We start from the raw sequence: 18,352 nt of genomic DNA, 5'->3' as shown, positions 1-18,352 counted from the left end.
GACAAGTTGTTCAGTCTACTCGTCCGCGCGCTCCCCGAGCAAGGGTCGAGCGCGAGCCCGTGCTACCTTGACCGGTCGTGGCTGACTATCTTCGCGAGCTGTTCTCCCTCGCCGGCCGCCGCGCCCTCGTGACGGGCGGCAGCTCCGGCATCGGTCACCGCATCGCCGAGGCCCTCGGGCGGGCCGGCGCCGAAGTGGTGATCGTGGCACGCAGGAAGGCCGAGCTCGACCAGGCCGTCGACGGGCTCGGCCGGCACGGCGTGCGAGCCTCCAGCATCAGCGCCGACCTGGGCGACCGGCAGGCGGTCCAGCGGGTCTGCGAGGCGGCCGGCCGGATCGACATCCTGGTCAACGACGCCGCCAACAACATCCGCAAGCCCATGGCGGAGCTCACCACCGACGACTACGAGCAGACCATCGCGGTCAACCTCACCGCCCCCTACCTGCTCGGCCAGCACTTCGGCCCGCGCATGGCCGAGCGCGGCTGGGGCCGCATCATCAACATCGGCTCGCAGCAGACCGTGAGCGCCTTCGGCGACAGCGGTGTGTACGGCGCCGCCAAGGCCGCCCTCGGCGGGCTGACCCGCTCACAGGCCGAGGCCTGGTCGCCGCGCGGCGTGTGCGTCAACACGATCATCCCCGGCTTCGTGCTCACCCCGCTCACCGAGCCCGCCCAGGCCGTGCCCGGCCGCGTCGAGCAGCTCGCCGCCCGCCACATGGTCGGCCGCAACGGGGTGCCGGAGGACTTCGCCGGAGCCGCCGTCTTCCTGGCGAGCCAGGCCAGCGCGTTCGTCACCGGGCAGATGCTGTTCGTGGACGGCGGCTTCTTCGTGCACTGAGAAGGGCACGCCTTTACAAAGTAGATCACCTTGGGTGATTGATAAATGTACGGTCATTTACAAATGGGGCGGCCTCCGGGTAGGTTAGCGAACGTCCGTTCACGAATGGGGGTTCCAGCGTGGCCAGACCGCGCACCACCAGCGACGAGGCGATCCTGGGGGCCGCCGCGCGGGCGATCGGGCGGCACGGCCCGCAGGGTCTCACGCTGGCCGCGGTCGCCCAGGAGGCGGGGCTGGCGCCCGCCACGCTGGTGCAGCGGTTCGGCTCCAAACGGGGGCTGCTGCTCGCGCTCGCCGCGCACGCCGAGCAGACCGCGCACGTCCCGTTCGCACGGGCCCGGCAGGAGCATCCCTCGCCCCTCGCGGCACTGCACGCCGCGCTCGCCGGTCTGTCGGCCGGCGCGTCCACGCCCGAACAGCTCGCCGGCAGCCTCGGCTTCCTGCAGCTGGACGTGACCGATCCGGAGTTCCGGGCACACGCGGCCGGCCACGCCCTGCGCACCCGCGAGGAGATCGCCGCCCTGCTCGCCGACGCGGTCGCGGCGGGCGAGCTGACCCCGGCCACCGGCGTCGCCGCGCTGGCCCGCGCCGTTCAGACCACCTACAACGGCGTGCTCATCCTGTGGGCGCTGACCGGTGAGGACACCCTCGCCGCCACCCTGCGCCACGACCTCGACCAGACGCTGCGCCCCTACCGGGCGGGCGCCGGGAAGTGAGACGACCATGACGGTTACAGCACCGTTCACCGCCTCGGTGTTCATCGGCACCAGCCTCGACGGCTTCATCGCCCGGCTCGACGGCGACCTCGAATGGCTCACCAGCCGGGGCGAGGCCGCCGGCGACGACCTCGGCTACCAGGAGTTCATCAGCGGCATCGACGCCATCGTGATGGGCCGGGGCACCTACGAGGCCGGCCTGACCTTCGACACCTGGCCGTACGAAGGCATGCGGGTGGCCGTGCTCAGCACCCGCCTGGAGCCCGGCGCGGACCCGCGCGTCACCGTCTACCGCGACCTCGACCGGCTCGTCGAAGGGCTGGCCGGGCATGGCGTCAAGCGCGTCTACGCCGACGGCGGCCAGGTGATCCGGTCGTTCCTGCGGGCGGGGCTGATCCACGACCTCACCATCACCACGGTCCCCGTCCTGCTGGGCACCGGCCTGCCGCTGTTCGGCCCGCTCGACGGCGACATCTCGCTCACCCACCGGTTCACCCAGGTGTTCGGCGCCGGCGTCGTCCAGTCCACCTACACCGTCGGCTCCTGACGCGCGAACCCCTGGATTTGGCGGACATTCTGCGGGAAAGTGGCAAGATCCCGGCGTTGAGGAGGCGGCTGTGCGGCTCGGATTCAGCATTGGCACCCTGGGGCCGGTGGCGGCCACCCATGAGGCCCAGTTGAAGCTCGTGCGTGAGGCCGAACGGCTGGGCTACGACTCGGTGTGGGCCTCGGAGGGCTACGGGGTGGATCCGGTCACGACGATGGCGTGGCTGGCGGCCGGCACCGAGCGCATCGGCCTGGGCACGGGGGTGCTGCAGGTGACGGGCCGGACCGCGATCTCCGCGGCGATGGCCGCCGCCACCGTCGACCGGGTGTCGGGCGGCCGGTTCCTGCTCGGGCTCGGCACGTCCGGGCCGCAGGTGGCCGAGGGCTGGCACGGGCACCGCTACGAGCGGCCGCTGGCCCATCTGCGCGACTACGTGAGCGTGGTGCGGACCGCGCTGGACGGGCGGCCGGTCGAGCACGACGGGCCCGAGATCGTGCTGCCGCTGCCCGGCAGCCGCGGCAAGGCGCTGAGCATGACGGTCTCACCGGTGCGCAAGCCCCTGCCCGTCCACCTGGCGGCCATGGGGCCGAAGGCGATCGAGCTGGCCGGGGAGATCGCCGACGGATGGCTGCCCATCCACTTCCCGCCCGAGCACCTGGCCGACACGATGGAGCACCTGCGCGCCGGAGCCGCCCGAGCCGGGCGGGACGTGGCGCGGGTGGAGGTGTCGCCCATGGTGATGGCCATGGTGGACGACGACGCCGACTACGCCCGCGACCTCATCCGGCCGATGCTGGCCCTCTACCTGGGCGGCATGGGCAGCCGGGGGGTGAACTTCTACAACCGGCTGGCCCACCGGCTCGGCTTCGGCCCGGCCGCGACCCGCGTACAGGACGCCTATTTCGACGGCGACCTGGGAGAGGCCGTGGAGGAGCTGCCCGACGACCTGGTCGACGCCCTGTCCCTGTGCGGCACCCCCGAGCGGGTCCGCGAGCGGCTCGCCGCCTACCGCAAGGCGGGCGCGACCAGGCTGATCGTCGGGCTCAACGCGCCCACCGTGGACGACCGCGCCGAGCAGTTGGGCTGGCTGGCCGAGCTCAGCTCGTGACCGGCGCCTGAGGCATCTCGCGCAGCTTCGGGATCGGCGACATCGCGAGCACGATCATCGGCACCACCGCGCCGATCACCGCCGCGACCAGGACCACCGGCCACATCCCCACCGCCTGGCCGAGCAGCCCGGCGACCAGGGCGCCCAGCGGCGCGGGCACCAGCCCCATCGCCCAGATGGTGGCGATCACCCGGCCGACGAGCTCACGCGGCGTCGCCGACTGCAGCACGGTGATGTTGTTGACCACGAAGATCTGCGTGCACAGGCCGACGAGCAGCTGGGACACGGCCAGGACGCCGATCGCCAGCCACAGCGGGCCACCCGCGAGCGGCACCAGGATGAGCGCGCTGTTGCCGATGACCGTCGACCAGAACATGGTGGGGCCCGGCCCCGCCCGCTTCATCAGCCGCACCGACAGCCACGCGCCCGCGATCGCGCCGACGCCGCCGACGGCCAGCACCGCCCCGACCCAGCCGGCCGGCACGCCGGCGCCGTCGATCACGTACGGGATGTAGAGGGTCTGCAGGATGCCGATGTCGAAGAAGGAGTAGACGGCGCTGGCGATGGCCAGCGGGCGGATGATCGGCTGCGACATGACGAAGCCGAACCCCTGCCGGATGGCCGCGATCATGGTGCCGCCGTCGTCGGGCGGCGGCGGGTCCTCCCGCTTGCGGATGGAGATCAGGCACAGCGCCGACAGCACGTAGCTGACCGCGTCCACCAGGATGACCAGCGGCGCCGAGCGGGTGGCGATGAGCACGCCGGCCAGGCTGGGGCCGACCGCCTTGGAGACCGAGTCGCTGAGCTGCAGCTTGCTGTTGCCGTCGCCGAGCTGCTCCGGCGGCACCAGGATCGGCAGGTAGGAGCGGTAGGCGATCTCGAACAGCACCCCGGCCACGCCCATCGCGAACACGACCACGTACAGCCACCACAGCGTCAGCATGTCCATCACGAACAGCACCGGCACGGTGGCGAGCATGAACGCGCGGAAGACGTCGCTCCAGATGAGGACCGGGCGGCGGCGCATCCGGTCCACCCAGACACCCACGACGAAGAACAGCACCATGGGCAGCCTGGCCAGCGCGCCGAGCACGCCCATCTCGGCGACGGAGGCGTTCAGCCACAGGTAGGCCACGATCGGCATGGCCAGCACGGTGACCTGGGAGCCGACCAGGGACAGGCTCTCGCCGGACCACAGTTTGAGGAAGTCGCGGTTCCTCCAGAGGCCGGCGGGTTCAGTCGTGGGGGGTGAGGCCATGGTCGACGCTGCTCCTCAACTCGGCGGCCGCCAGGGCGACCCTCGGTTCGTACATGACGGTGAAACGTTCGCCGTGGATGGGCGAGATGCGCAGCCGTCCGGTGACGACGTCGCGCCAGCCCATGTCGTCGGGTTCGACGCCTTCGGCGGTGGGGGAGAACAGCAGGACGTCGCCGTCGTACGGCGCGTGCCGGTAGTGGCCGACGGCGTGCGCGTTGGCGCGGAAGACCTCGACGAAGCGGCGGGCCTGGCGCAGGTCGGCGGTGTCGGGCTGCAGCTTGTCGGCGCGGGCGGCGGCGTCGATCACGGCGAGCAGCCGCTCGTCGGGGTCCATCTGGTGCAGGTCGTCCAGGTTCACCTGCACCTGGCCGCCGGCCAGCGCGTGCATGAGCAGGACCGCGTCGTCCTCCAGCGAGGCCCGCAGCACCGGCTCGGCGGCGTCGGAGTAGAACAGGACGACGAGCGGCACCTGCTCGCCCATCGCGCGCAGCCGCCGGGCGGTCTCCAGGGCGATGTTGCCGCCGATGCAGTAGCCGCCGAGCACGTACGGGCCGTGCGGGCGGACGCGCAGCAGGTGGGCGGTGTAGTCGTCGACCATCTCGGCCAGGGTCGCGTGCGGCCGCTCGCCGGGGGCCAGGCCGGCCGCCTGGACGGCGTAGACCGGCTGGTCGGGGCCGAGGTGGCGGGTCAGCGGCAGGTAGCGGAAGACCTGGCCGCCGAGCGCGTGGAACAGGAAGATCGGGGTGCGCTCACCGGCGGGACGCAGGGGCACGATGCGCTGGGGGGCGCCGTCGTTGTCCTGCGGGCGGCGCAGCTCGACGGCGAGCCGGGCGACGGTCGGCGCGGTGAGCACGGTGGACAGCGGCACGTCGCGGCCCAGCTCCTTGCGCAGCCGCATGGTCAGGCGCAGCGCGAGCAGGGAGTGGCCGCCGAGGGCGAAGAAGTCGTCGTGGACGCTGACGGCGTCGACGCCGAGCGTCTCCTCCCACAGGGTGGCCAGCTTGGCCTCGAACGGGTCGCGGGGCGGCAGGTAGGGGGCGCGGCCGGCGTCGCCCGGATCGGGGAGCGCGGCGCGGTCGAGCTTGCCGTTGGCGGTCACGGGCAGCGCGTCGAGCCGTACCCAGGTGGCCGGGACCATGGGGTCGGGCAGCTGCCTGCGCAGCGCCGGAGCCAGATCGGGCAGGTCCTCGCCGTCGGGGACGACGTAGCCGACCAGGCGGTCGCCGCGCAGGACGACGACGGCCGCGCGGACGGCGGGGTGGGCGGCGAGCAGCGCCTCGATCTCGCCGAGCTCCACCCGCTGGCCGCGGATCTTCACCTGGAAGTCGGTCCGGCCCAGGTACTGTACCTCGCCGCCGGGCAGCCAGCGGGCCACGTCGCCGGTGCGGTAGAGGCGGGCGCCGGGCGGGCCGTACGGGTCGGGGACGAACCGGTCGGCGGTGAGCGCGGGCCGGTTGACGTAGCCGCGGGCGAGCTGGACGCCGCCGAGGCACAGCTCGCCGGGTGTGCCGACGGGGACCCGGCGGCCGTCGGCGTCGAGAATCTCCAGGCGGGTGTTGGCGACCGGCGCGCCGATCGGCACGAGGCTCTCGCCGGCCGCGCACGCGTGCCAGGTGACGTCGACCGCCGCCTCGGTCGGCCCGTACAGGTTGTGCAGCTCGGTGCCGGGGAGCCGCTCGTGGAAGCGGGCGGCGAGTTCGGCGCTGAGCGCCTCGCCGGAGCACAGGACGCGGGTCGTCGCCGGCAGGGCGGGCTCGTCGAGGAAGAGCTCCAGCATGGACGGCACGAAGTGCATGGTGCTGACGCGCTGCGCGGTGGCCAGGGCGGCCAGGCGGGCGCCGTCGCGGTGCGCTCCAGGCTCGGCGACGACCAGCCCGGCCCCGGTCATCAGCGGCCAGAACAGCTCCCACACCGACACGTCGAACGACAGCGGCGTCTTGTGCATGACGCGTTCGCCGCTGGTCAGCCGGAAGGTGTCCTGCATCCACCGCAGCCGGTTGACGATCGCCCGGTGGGAGACGCCGACGCCCTTGGGTCGCCCGGTGGAGCCCGACGTGAAGATCACGTACGCGAGCGAGTCCGGATGCACGCGCGGCGCCGCGGCGGCCTGCGGCGCGGGGCCCCCAGCAGGCAGCACGACGGGGAGCACGACGGTCAGCGCGACGCCGTCCGGCAGCACCGCCGCCCCGGCCGCGCCGGTGAGGACGACGCGCGCCCGCGCCTCCTCGATCATGTACGCGAGCCGCTCCGGCGGCAGTTCGGGCTCCAGCGGCAGGTAGGCGGCGCCGGCGCCGAGCACGCCGAGCAGGGCGGGCAGCAGGTCGGGGCCGCGTTCCAGGCAGACGCCGACGACGTCGCCGGGGGCGGTGCCCGCGGCCAGCAGCCGGGCGGTGACCGCCCGGGCGCGTGCCGCCAGCTCCCGGTAGCTGAGCCAGGTGCCGTCGTAGCAGACGGCGGGCGCGGTCGGGGTGCGCCCGGCCTGCTCGGCGATCAGCTCGTGCAGGGTGGCGGCCGGATACGGGCGGGCGGTGGCGTTCCAGCCCTCGATCGCCGCGGTGTCACCGGTCAGGTAGGGGGCGGTGTCCCGGGGGTCGGCGCCGGTGTCGGCGGCCAGCCGCAGCGCCGTCGCGTACAGCTCACCGGCGCGGGCGATCTGCTCGGCGCCGAACTGGCCGCGGTCGTAGGTGATGGTCAGGTCGAAGCCGCCGTGCTCGCGCGAGCGGGTGAACCCGGCCGCGAACGGCAGGTCCGTCTGCTCGAAGAAGTCCTGCTCCACGATGTCGATGCCGGGCATGCCCCGGTAGACGTGGAAGTCGCGGAAGTCGAACAGCACGTCGAGCAGCGGCGAGCGGCCGGCGGCCCGCTGGATCTCGAACAGCGGATACTGCCGGTGCGGCAGCAGCGCCACCTCGGCGTCGAACACCCGCCGCACCAGGTCCGCCCAGGTCGGGGCCGCCACGTCGACGCGCAGCGGGACGGTGTTCAGGAACAGGCCGAGCACCTCCTCGCCCGCCTCGCTCTCCGGGCGGCTGTGGGTGACCAGGCCGGTCATCACCTCGCTCTCGCCGGTGAGCAGGGCCAGGACGCGCAGGTGGGCGGCGAGCAGCACGGTGCGCAGCGGCACCTTCAGCTGCCTGGCCGCCTCCTCCACCGGTTCCAGCTCCATCGGCAGGCGCAGCACCTCGACGCCCTCGCCGCCGGCGTGGCCGGGCAGGCGTGGCAGGCGGGTGTCGGGGGCGTCGGCCACCTGGGCGTGCCAGAAGTCACGGGCCTCGGCGGAGGCGACGGCGGCCCGCTCGGTGGCGACCAGTTCCCTGAAGGCGGCGCCGGGCGGCTCGACCGGGAGCGGCTCCCCGGCCAGGTGCCCGTGGTAGCGGCGGAAGAGCTCGGTGACCAGCGCGGCCACGCTCCACCCGTCCAGGATGGCGTGGTGGAAGCTCAGGCTGAAGGCGAACAGGTCTCCCGGCAGCAGGTGCACGTGCGCGCGGGCCAGCGGCGGCGTCCCCCAGTCGAACGGCCGCCGCTTCTCCCCCTCCGCCCACTGCGCCACCTGGTCGCGGGCCGCCGGGTCGGCCGAGAGGTCCGTCACCTCCAGCGGCAGCACCGCCGAACGGTGCACGAACTGCAGCGGCTCGCTGTACCCCGTCAGGTCCATCGACGTGCGCAGCACCGGATGCCGGGCGGTCACCTCCGCCAGCGCCGCCGCGAAGGCCTCCCGCTCGAACCGGCCGCGCAGCGTCATCGTGGTCAGGTCGTGGTAGGTGGTCGCGTCCGGCTCGTAGGCGCTGTGGTAGAGCATGCCTGCCTGCAGCGCGGCCAGAGGATAGGCGTCCTCCAGGTCGCGTGCGGCTCCCGTCGTCACTGTCATCGCTTCTCGCCTTCCAGCATTCGTGCCAGATCCTCGGGGTTGAGCAGGCCGAACGCCGCGGGCGCCGCCTCGGGGCGTTCGGCTGCTTGGGCGGGCAGGAGCTGTCCGGCGAGCTCCCTGACGGTCTGGTGGAGGAAGAGCTGCTCGAGCCGCACGGCGTAACCGGCCTCGCGCAGGCGGGCGACCACCTTGAGGCTGCGGATGGAGTCGCCGCCGACGGCGAAGAAGTTGTCGTGTGCCGAGACCCGGTCCAGCCCGAGGACGCCGCGCCAGGCGGCGGCGACGGCCAGCTCGGCGGCGCCCTCCGGCTCGGCGTGCGCGGCCGCCTTCGGCGCCTGGGGGTCCGGCAGGGCGTTGCGGTCCAGCTTGCCGCTGCGGTTGAGCGGCAGCGCGTCCAGGAGGGTCCACGCTCTGGGGATCATGTGGTCCGGCAGCCTGTCGCGCAGCGGCCCGGCCCAGTCGGGTCCGGCCGAAACTCCCTCAGCCGGCCCCACCTCGGTCAGCGCGCCTTCTTCAGGGACCACGTAACCGGCCAGGCGGAGCCCCGCGCCGTCGTGGACCGCGCGTACGGCGGCGGCGCGCACGCCCGGCAGGGAGGCCAGGGCCGCCTCGATCTCGCCGAGCTCGACCCGCATGCCGCGGATCTTGACCTGGTGGTCGGACCGGCCGAGATACTCGATCTCGCCGTCGGGCCGCCACCGGGCCAGGTCACCGGTGTCGTACAACCGTCCGCCGGGCGGGCCGTGCGGGTCGGGGACGAACCGTTCGGCGGTCAGCCCCGGCCGGCCCGCGTACCCCCGGGCGAGCTGCACACCGCCGATCCACAGATCGCCCGGCACCCCGATCGGCACGCGGTTCAGCCGCTCGTCGAGGACCTCCAGCCGGGTGTTGGCGACCGGCCGCCCGATCGGGACCACGCCTTCGCCGGGCCGGCACGCGTGCCAGGAGACGTCGACCGCCGCCTCCGTCGGACCGTACAGGTTGTGCAGCCCCGCGCGGGGCAGCGCGGCCGCGAACCGTTCCGCCAGGTCGGCGCCGAGCGCCTCACCCGAGCAGATCACGGTACGGAGCCCGCCGGGCCGCTCGCCCAGGCCGGGCTCGGCGAGGAAGGCGTCCAGCATGGACGGCACGAAGTGCGCCGTGGTGACCGCCTCGGCGTCGATGAGGCGGGTCAGATAGGCGGGGTCGGCCTGGCCGCCGGGCCGTGCCACGACCAGGCCGGCGCCCGTCATGAACGGCCAGAACAGCTCCCACACCGACACGTCGAAGGAGAAGGGCGTCTTGTGCAGCACCCGGTCGTCCGTGGTCAGCCGGAAGGCGTCCTGCATCCAGCGCAGCCTGTTGACGATCGCGCGATGGGAGACTCCCACGCCCTTGGGCCTGCCGGTGGAGCCCGAGGTGAAGATCACGTACGCGAGCGAGTCCGGATGGATCGGGACGCCGAGCGGTGCGGGCTCCTCGGCGCTGACGGCCTCGGCGTCGCGGTCGAGCAGCACGGCGGTGACCCCGTCCGGGAGCCGTGCCGCGTGCCGGCCGGTCGAGACGGCCAGCCGGGCGCCCGCGTCGGCCAGCATGCCCGCGAGCCGGTCGGCCGGGTGGTCCGGCTCCAGCGGCAGGTAGGCCGCGCCGGCGGCGACCACGGCGTGCACCGCGACGACCAGCTCCGGTCCCCGCTCCAGGCACACCCCCACCACCTGGTCCGGCCCCGCGCCGAGCGCCCGCAGCCGCCTGGCCAGGCGGTTCACCCTGGCGGTGAACTCCCCGTAGGTGAGCCACTCGCAGGCCCCCCGCGAGGTCTCGAACCCCAGCGCGGGCGCGGACGGGCTCCGCAACGCCTGCTCGGCCACCAGCGCGGGCAGCGTCGCGAGCTCTTGACCGTCGGGGGCCGTCTCGCTCGTCGGGGCGATGCCTTCTGGGCCGGTGACCGGGTGCGCGGAGGCGGTGGTCGTGTCGTTCGCGTGCAGGATGGTGGCCAGCTCGGCGGGGGTGAGGAGGGGGACGTCGGTCACCGGCCGCTCGGGGTCCGCCACCGCCGCGGACAGGAACGCGCGGAAGTGATCGGCGAACCGCTCCATCCGATCGTGCTCGAACAGGTCGGTCGCGTAGTGCAGCACTCCCGCGAGCCGCTCCCCGGCCTCCTCGATCACCAGGTGCAGGTCCGCCTGGGTGACGCCCGGGTCGATGTCCAGCGTGCGCAGCCCGATCCCCGCCACGTCCGGCGGTGACGGCGGCACGTTCTGGTAGGCGAGCATCACCTGGAACAGCGGGTTCCTGGTCAGGTCGCGCTCTTCGGCGAGCTCCTGCACCAGGACCTCGAACGGCAGCTCGGCATGGTCCTGCGCGTCCAGCACCCGGTCACGGGTTCGGCGCAGCAACTCGGCGAAGCTCGGCTCTCCGGACAGGTCGCCGCGAAGGACGAGCGTGTTGAGGAAGAGACCCGCCATCTCCTCCACCTCCGGATGCGCCCGCCCGGACACCGGCGTGCCGACCGGGATGTCATGCCGCCCGGTGTAGCGGGCGAGCACCGCCTGGAACGCCGCCAGCAGCACCATGAACGGCGTCACCTGCAGCTCCAGCGCGCGGGCCCGCACGGCGGCCACGGTCTCCGCATCGATCGTGAACGTCAGCCGCCGCCCCGCCAGGCTCGCCCGCCCCTGCCGGTGCCGGTCGGCGGGCAGGTCCAGCGTCGCTGGCGCGTCGGCGAGCGTGTCCTTCCAGTACGCCAGATCGGCCGCCCGGCCGGACACCCGCTCCCGGTGCCAGACGGCGAAGTCCCGGTACCCGGCCGCCAGCGCGGGCAGCGTGGCCGGGGTGCCGGTGAGCCGGGCCCGGTAGAGCTCCATCAGGTCGCGCAGCAGGATCGACAGGCTCCACCGGTCGGCGATCACATGGTGCAGGGTGAGGAACAGGTCATGCTCGTCCGGCCCCGTGCGCACGAGCAGCGCCCGCACGAGCGGCCCCGCCCCCAGCTCGAACCGGCGGCGCGCCTCCTCCCGCCCGATCGCCGCAGCCGCGGCCGGGCCCCCGGCCGGCGGTGAGCTGGACAGATCGCGTACGGACAGCCGGGCCCGGTGCGGGCTCTCCCGCAGCCGTGGCTCGCCGTCGTGACCCACGATGACCAGGCGCAGGGCTTCGTGCCGGGCCACCAGCGCGTCGAACGCGGCGGCCATCGCGTCCGGGTCCAGGGGCCCGGTCAGGTGCTCGGCCCAGGCCACGTTGTAGGCGGGGTTGCCCGGGTCGAGCTGGTCCAGGAACCACAGGCGGGCCTGCGCGTGTGAGGGCGGCACCTCTCCATCCGTCCCGGCGGCCCCGGCGGGTCCGGCGGACCGGTGGGTCTCGGTCCCGGCGGTCATGCGCTGGGCCAGTCCCGCGATCGTCGGGGTTTCGAAGCACTGGCGCAGTGACACCTCGGCGCCGGCCGTCTCCCTGAGCCTGACCACGAGCCGCATGGCGAGCAGGGAGTGGCCTCCCAGGGTGAAGAAGTCGTCCTCGATGCCGATGTCGTCGCGTTGGAGGAGTTCAGTCCAGATGGCGTGCAGGGCGCGTTCCGCCGGGGTCCGGGGCGGGTGCAGGCGGGGTCCTCCGGTGCCCGGCTTCGGGGGTGGCGGGAGGGCGGCGCGGTTCAGCTTGCCGCTCGGCAGCACCGGGAAGTCGTCCACCAGCACGAACGCGGCCGGGACCATCGCCTCCGGCAACCTCGCCCGTAAGTGAGCGCGCAACACACCGGCCGCATGCTCGTGAGCAGGACCGGCCACCGCGTCGGGGGCGTCGCCCCCCGCCGGCACCACGTAGGCGACCAGACCACGCCCGCCCGGCGCGTCCTCCCGCACCGCCACCACCGCACGCCCCACCAGCGGATGCTCCCCCAGCACCGCCGCCACCTCGTCCAACTCGATCCGCACCCCGCGAACCTTCACCTGATCGTCCAGCCGCCCCAGATACTCCAACGACCCGCCCGCACACCACCGGACCAGATCCCCCGTCCGATACAACCGACCGCCTTCACCACCGAACGGATCCGGCACGAACCGCTCAGCCGTCAACCCCGCCCGACCGTGGTAACCACGCGTCACCCCCGCACCGCCCAGGAGCAACTCCCCCGGCACCCCGACCGGCACCGGACGAAGCTCCCTGTCCACCACGTACGCCGTCGTGTTGGCCACCGGGGTGCCGATGGAGCCGCCGGCGCCGCCGGTGACCTGGAGCCGGGTGGACCAGACGGTGGTCTCCGTCGGGCCGTACAGGTCCCAGAGCTCGCCCGTCACCTTCAGCAGGCGGGCGGCGAGCGGGCCGGGCAGTGCCTCGCCCGTGCTGACCACGCGGGGGACGCTGCCGTGGGCGAGGGCGGGCAGCAGGCTCTCCAGCACCGAGGGGGTGGCCTGGAGGGTGTGCAGGTCGCCGTGCCGGATGAGGTGGTGGAGACGGTCGACGTCGGCCGTGGAGGCGATGACGACGGTCCCGCCGGTGACCAGGGGGCCGTAGATCTCGATCATGGCGATGTCGAAGGACACGGAGGTCAGGAACAGGTAGCGGGCGCCAGGAGCGAGACCCGGGCGGATCCGTACGTCCCAGAGCAGGCTGACCAGACCGCGGTGCGGCACCACCACTCCCTTGGGGCGGCCGGTGGAGCCGGAGGTGTAGATGAGGTACGCCGCCTGGTCGGGGTGGAAGGCCGCCGCTGAGCCGTCTTCCAGCAGGTCAGGGTGCTTGGGGTCGAGGGCGTCGAGGAGGAGTACCGGAGGGTTGCTCGGGAGCCGGTCGGTGAAGGAGGTGACGGTGATCACCAGGCGAGCGGCGGAGTCGGTGAGGATATGGGCCAGGCGCTCGGGCGGGTAGCCGGGGTCCAGGGGGACGTAGCAGCCTCCGGCCTTGAGGACGGCGAGCAGCGCCACCGGCAGGCCGAGGTCGCGGGGCAGGCAGACCCCGACGCGGGTCTCCCTGCCGACGCCGAGCCGCCGGAGCCGGTCCGCCAGGGCGATGGCGCGGGATTCGAGCTCGGCGTAGGTCAGGGTGGAGCCGTCCGGGCCTTCGACCGCCACCGCGGACGGGGTGCGAGCGGCCTGGTCGGCGACGAGTTCGTGGACGCCTCTGCCGGGATGAGCGGCCTTGGTGTCGTTCCAGGTGCGCAGTGTGCGGTGGAGTTCGCCGGCGTCCATGAGCGGCAGGCGGGACAGGGGCAGGGCCGGTTCGGCGACGGCGCCGGCGAGCAGGGTGCGCAGGTGGGCGGCCAGGCGTTCCATGCGGTCGTCGTCGAACAGGTCGGTGGCGTAGTCGAGGACGCACAGCAGTCCGCCGTCGGGGCGTTCTTCGACGATGAGGTCCAGGTCGAACATGGCGGTGCCGGGGCGGACGTCCAGGCGTTCGAGGCGGAGGCCGCGGGAATCGCCCGGCAGGGCCGGGGTGCTCTGGTAGGCGATCATGACCTGGAAGAGCGGGTTGCGGGACAGGTCCCGGCCGGTGGCCAGGTCGTCGACGAGGGTCTCGAACGGCACGCCGGCGTGGTCGAAGGCGGCCAGCACCCGCTCCCTGGTGCGCCGTACCAGCTCGGTGAAGGGAGGGTCGCCCGACAGGTCGCCGCGCAGGACGACGGTGTTGAGGAAGAGGCCGACCGTCCGGTCGAGGGAGGGGTGCGGCCGGGCGGACATCGGGGTGCCGAGGGGGATGTCGGGCTGGCCGGTGTAGCGGGCGAGCAGCGCCTGGAGGCCGGCGACGAGCACCATGAACATGGTGGCGCGCTGGCCGGCGGCGAGCTCGCGCAGGCCGTCGGCGAGCCGCTTGTCCAGGTCGAACAGCAGCCGCCTGCCCTCGTTGGCCCGTGCGGGTGGCCGTGGCCGGTCGGCGGGCAGGTCGAGCACGTCCGGCAGGCCGTGGAGGGCCTGCCGCCAGTGGTCGAGGTCCTCCTGCGAGCTCTGCGGCCGTCCGGCCCGCCAGGCCACGTAGTCGGCGTAGGCGACGGGCACCGCGGCGAGCGGTTCGCCGGCGTGCAGCCGCAGCAGGTCCTCGAACAGGATCGTCACCGACCAGCGGTCGGCCAGGATGTGGTGGACCGTGAGGACCAGCAGGTGCTCCCCCGGGGCCACATGGATCAGGCGGGCTCTGGTCAGGGGGCCCGCGCCCAGGTCGAAGCGGAAGCGCGCCTCGTCCCGGGCCACGGCGTCGGCTTCGGCGGCGGTCAGCGTCTCCACCCGCAGCGTGGGCCTGACGGGGCCGGGGAGCTGGCGTGGCTCACCGTCGCGGGCGTCGATCACGTACCCGAGGATCGGATGCCGCTCCACGAGCCTGTCGAAGGCCGCCGCGAGCGCGGCGCCGTCCAGGTCGCCTTCGATCTTGTACGCCCACGACAGCGTGTAGGCGGGGTTGCCCGGGTCGAGCTGGTCGACGAGCCAGAGGCGTCGCTGGGCGTCGGAGAGCGGCGCGGCGGTCTCCGACCGGCGGGGGACGGCCGGTGGGCCGTCGTCCCGGGGGCGAGGCGGGCGGCCGTTACCCGAGCGGGCGAGGCGGGCCTCCAGTGCGGCGCGCTGTTGCGGGCTGAGCCGGGCCAGCCGCTCGCGTACCCCGTCCACGTCGCTCACTGCTCATCCTCCAGGAATTCCAGCAGGTCGGCCTCAGTGAGGCTCTGTTCGAGCACGGCCAGGGCCTGCTCTTCGACGGTGGTGGCGTCGAAGCAGCGGCGCAGCGGCAGTTCCACGCCGAACTCGTCGGAGATGCGGCCGACGAGGCGGACGACGAGCAGGGAGTGGCCGCCGAGTGCGAAGAAGTCGTCGCTCGCCCCGACGCGTTCCCTGCCGAGGAGGTCGGCCCAGATGGCGGCCAGGGTCTCCTCCATCGGGGTGCGCGGCGGGACGTGTTCGGCCGCGGGGCCCGGCTCGGGTGGCGGGAGGGCGGCGCGGTTCAGCTTGCCGCTCGGCAACACGGGGAAGTCGTCCACCAGCACGAACGCGGCCGGGACCATCGCCTCCGGCAACCTCGCCCGTAAGTGAGCGCGCAACACACCGGCCGCATGCTCATGAGCAGGACCGGCCACCACGTCGGAGGCGTCGCCCCCCGCCGGCACCACGTAGGCGACCAGGCCACGCCCGCCCGGCGCGTCCTCCCGCACCGCCACCACCGCACGCCCCACCAGCGGATGCTCCCCCAGCACCGCCGCCACCTCGTCCAACTCGATCCGCACCCCACGAACCTTCACCTGATCGTCCAGCCGCCCCAGATACTCCAACGACCCGCCCGCACACCACCGGACCAGATCCCCCGTCCGATACAACCGGCCCCCACCACCACCGAACGGATCCGGCACGAACCGCTCAGCCGTCAACCCCGCCCGGCCGTGGTAACCACGCGTCACCCCCGCACCGCCCAGGAGCAACTCCCCCGGCACCCCGACCGGCACCGGACGAAGCTCCCTGTCCACCACGTACGCCGTCGTGTTGGCCACCGGGGTGCCGATGAGCATCGTGGTCACGTCGTCCGGCACCCGGTGCGCGGTGGACCAGATGGTGGTTTCCGTCGGGCCGTAGAAGTTCCAGAGCTCCTTGGTGACCCGCAGCATCCGACGGGCCACGTCGAGAGGCAGGGGTTCGCCGCCGAGGATGGCCCGGGGCAGTCCGGCGGGCAGGTGCTCGGCCGCCAGGCCGGCCACCGAGGGGGTGAGCTGGACGAGGTCGGCGTGCTCGGCGGCACTGCGGATCTCCTTGGGCGTCCGGGCGGCGTCCTCCGGGGCGAGCAGGAGGGTGCCGCCGGACAGCAACGGCGTGAAGATCTCCAAGGCGGCGATGTCGAAGGACAGCGACGTCATCAGCAGCGTGTCACCGCCGCCCAGGCGGCGGATCACGTCGGTGACCAGGTTGACGACGCCCCGATGCGGCACCTGCACGCCTTTCGGGCGGCCGGTGGAGCCGGAGGTGTAGATGAGGTAGGCCAGGTGATCCTGGCCGACGGAGGGCAGCAAGGGCTCCGGCGCAGGCGCGGGCGACGGCCGGTCGGCCAGAGGCTCGGACGACGGCCGACCGGGCGGGCGCTCGAACGGGGGCTGGTCGAGGAGCAGCTCGGGTGGCCGCCGGGCCGGCAGGCGGTCGCGATAGCTGGAGTCGGTGATCAGCAGGGCCGCGCGGGAGTCGTCCAGGATGTACGCCAGCCGCTCCTGCGGGTAGGCCGGATCGAGCGGCAGGTAGCAGGCGCCCGTACGTAGCACGGCGAGCAGCGCCACGATGAGGCCGGTGTCGCGCGGCAGGCACACCGCCACGCAGGACTCCGGGCCCACACCCAGCACCGCCAGCCGCGCGGCCAGGGTCCGCGCCCTGGCGTCGAGTTCGGCGTAGGTCAGCGCCGCGCCCCCCGCGCCGTCCGCGCCCCCCGCGCCGCCCGCGCCGCCCATGCCGTCCGCGCCGTCCGCCGCGCGTACCGCCACCGCGTCCGGGGTGCGTGCCGCCTGCTCGCCGACCAGCTCGTGCAGCGGCAGGTCAGGGTACGGCGCGGCGGTGTCGTTCCAGCCGGCCAGCACCTCCCGCAGCCGCTCCGGGCTCATCAACGGCAGCTCCGACAGCCGTGTCCGGGGCTCGGCGACTGCGGCGCCGAGGACGAGCTCGTAGGCTCCGGCCAGGCGGGCGATGGTGTCCTCGTCGAACAGGTCGGTGCTGTATTCGAGGTAGACGCCGGCTCCCTCGGCGGTCCTGACGACGTCCACGCTCAGGTCGAGCTGGGCGGTGCCGTTGGCGAACTGCCCGCGCGACTCCATCGGCAGCAGGTTGAAGCCCACCTGGTGCAGCGGCGTGCGGCTCGGGTCCCGTTCCGGCTGGAGCGCCTGCACGAGCTGGTCGAAGGGCACCTCCGCGTGGTCCAGGGCGTCGAGCACGGTGCCGCGCACGCGGCCGAGCAGTTCCTCGAACGGCGGGTCGCCGGTCAGGTCGGTGCGCAGCACCAGGGTGTTGACGAACATGCCGATCAGCGGCTCGAACTCGGGCAGGTCGCGCCCGGCCACCGGCGTGCCCACCGCGACGTCGTACTGGCCCGAGTACCGGGCGAGCAGCGCTTTCAGCCCGGCCAGCAGCACCATGAACAGGGTGGCGCCGCGCTGCCTGCCCATGACTTCGAGGCCGTCGACCAGGTCGGCGGGCAGCGCCAGGTGGAATTCGGCGCCGTCGTGGCCGCGCGTGGCGGGCCTGGGGCGGTCGGTGGGCAGCCCGGCGTCGCGGGGCAGTCCGGCGAGCCGTTCGCGCCAGTGGACGAGCTGGTCGGCGAGCACCCCTTGGGCGAGGTGCGCACGCTGCCAGGCGGCGTAGTCGGCGTACTGGACGGGCAGGTCCGGCAGCCGGGGCGGGCGGCCCTCGCCGAGGGCCGTGTGGAGCTCGCGCAGCTCGGTCGCGAAGTTGGTGCCGGAGCGGGCGTCGAACACGGCGTGGTGGACGACGAACACGAGCCGCTGCCCGCCGCCGGGCATCCGCACCAGGTGCGCCCGCCACAGCGGCGGCCGGTCGAGCACGAACGGCCGCCTGGCCTCGGCGAGGGCCAGCGCCCGGTACTCCCGCTCGGCGTCCTCGGGCGGCAGGTGCCGCAGGTCGGTGCTGGGGAGGGTGACCGGCAGGTCGACGTGCACGACCTGGACGAGGGCTCCGTCCTCGATCGTCAGGGCGGTACGCAGCGTCTCGTGCCGCCTGACCAGCTCCCGCAACGCCTGCGCGCACCGGTCGGGATCATCCTGCCCGGGCAGCTCGATCATGGCGTTGACGTGGTGCGCGGGCGCGTCGGGGTCGAGCCGGGCGAGGAACCACAGGCGTTCCTGCGCGAACGACGCCGGTAAGACGTACGTGCCGGTCACGGGCCGCTCCCCCTACTGCCCCATGGCCTCGCGCAGGCTGCGCGGGCGCATATCTGTCCAGACCTGCTCGATGTGGTCGAGGCAGCTCTGCTTGGCCCCTTCGAAACCGGTCTCCCGCCAGCCCTGGGGCAGGGGCCGTTCGGCGAACCAGATGGAGTACTGCTCCTCGTCGTTGACCACGACCTTGTACTGGCCGTCTCGCATG

General features: G+C 73.6%; 9 protein-coding genes. 4 read left to right on the top strand and 5 right to left on the bottom strand.

Annotated features, from left to right (window positions below; all coding sequences use genetic code 11):
- The first annotated feature begins 77 nt into the window (after positions 1 to 77).
- From ACIBQX_RS42050 to ACIBQX_RS42035, 4 genes are all read left to right on the top strand, one after another.
- Positions 78 to 839 (top strand): SDR family NAD(P)-dependent oxidoreductase, encoded by a 762-nt coding sequence (locus ACIBQX_RS42050; protein WP_397014804.1) that lies wholly within the window; start codon positions 78 to 80, stop codon positions 837 to 839.
- Between the two features lie 119 nt (positions 840 to 958).
- The gene (locus ACIBQX_RS42045; RefSeq protein WP_397014802.1) at positions 959 to 1,555 is read left to right on the top strand and encodes a helix-turn-helix domain-containing protein; all 597 of its coding nucleotides are present in this window, start codon (positions 959 to 961) and stop codon (positions 1,553 to 1,555) included.
- A gap of 7 nt (positions 1,556 to 1,562) precedes the next feature.
- The gene (locus tag ACIBQX_RS42040; protein ID WP_397014800.1) at positions 1,563 to 2,102 is read left to right on the top strand and encodes a dihydrofolate reductase family protein; all 540 of its coding nucleotides are present in this window, start codon (positions 1,563 to 1,565) and stop codon (positions 2,100 to 2,102) included.
- A 70-nt stretch (positions 2,103 to 2,172) separates the two neighbouring features.
- The gene (locus ACIBQX_RS42035; RefSeq protein ID WP_397014798.1) at positions 2,173 to 3,210 is read left to right on the top strand and encodes an LLM class F420-dependent oxidoreductase; all 1,038 of its coding nucleotides are present in this window, start codon (positions 2,173 to 2,175) and stop codon (positions 3,208 to 3,210) included.
- Here ACIBQX_RS42035 and ACIBQX_RS42030 read toward each other — a convergent pair.
- The 5 genes from ACIBQX_RS42030 to ACIBQX_RS42010 are packed head-to-tail and all read right to left on the bottom strand — an operon-like array spanning position 3,200 to position 18,351.
- Positions 3,200 to 4,468, bottom strand: a complete 1,269-nt coding sequence (locus tag ACIBQX_RS42030) for an MFS transporter (protein WP_397014796.1) — start codon at positions 4,466 to 4,468, stop codon at positions 3,200 to 3,202. The two genes, ACIBQX_RS42035 and ACIBQX_RS42030, sit on opposite strands and share 11 nt — an antisense overlap.
- Entirely contained in the window at positions 4,446 to 8,336 is a 3,891-nt protein-coding gene (locus ACIBQX_RS42025; protein WP_397014794.1) for an amino acid adenylation domain-containing protein, read from the bottom strand. The genes ACIBQX_RS42030 and ACIBQX_RS42025 overlap by 23 nt, the downstream gene beginning before the upstream one ends.
- The gene (locus tag ACIBQX_RS42020) at positions 8,333 to 14,908 is read right to left on the bottom strand and encodes an amino acid adenylation domain-containing protein (RefSeq protein WP_397014792.1); all 6,576 of its coding nucleotides are present in this window, start codon (positions 14,906 to 14,908) and stop codon (positions 8,333 to 8,335) included. Before ACIBQX_RS42020 ends, ACIBQX_RS42025 begins: the two co-directional genes overlap by 4 nt.
- On the bottom strand, positions 14,905 to 18,147 hold the full coding sequence (locus ACIBQX_RS42015) for an amino acid adenylation domain-containing protein (RefSeq protein ID WP_397014790.1): 3,243 nt from the start codon (positions 18,145 to 18,147) through the stop codon (positions 14,905 to 14,907). The genes ACIBQX_RS42020 and ACIBQX_RS42015 overlap by 4 nt, the downstream gene beginning before the upstream one ends.
- A gap of 12 nt (positions 18,148 to 18,159) precedes the next feature.
- Positions 18,160 to 18,351: an MbtH family protein gene (locus ACIBQX_RS42010; protein ID WP_397014788.1), complete on the bottom strand. Its 192-nt coding sequence runs from the start codon at positions 18,349 to 18,351 to the stop codon at positions 18,160 to 18,162.
- Position 18,352 lies beyond the last annotated feature (1 nt).

The sequence above is a fragment of the Nonomuraea sp. NPDC049714 genome (assembly GCF_044465295.1).
In the GTDB taxonomy this organism is placed as follows: domain Bacteria; phylum Actinomycetota; class Actinomycetes; order Streptosporangiales; family Streptosporangiaceae; genus Nonomuraea.
Note: the sequence above shows the minus strand (reverse complement) of the source record. Positions and strands in the feature narration are given on the sequence as shown.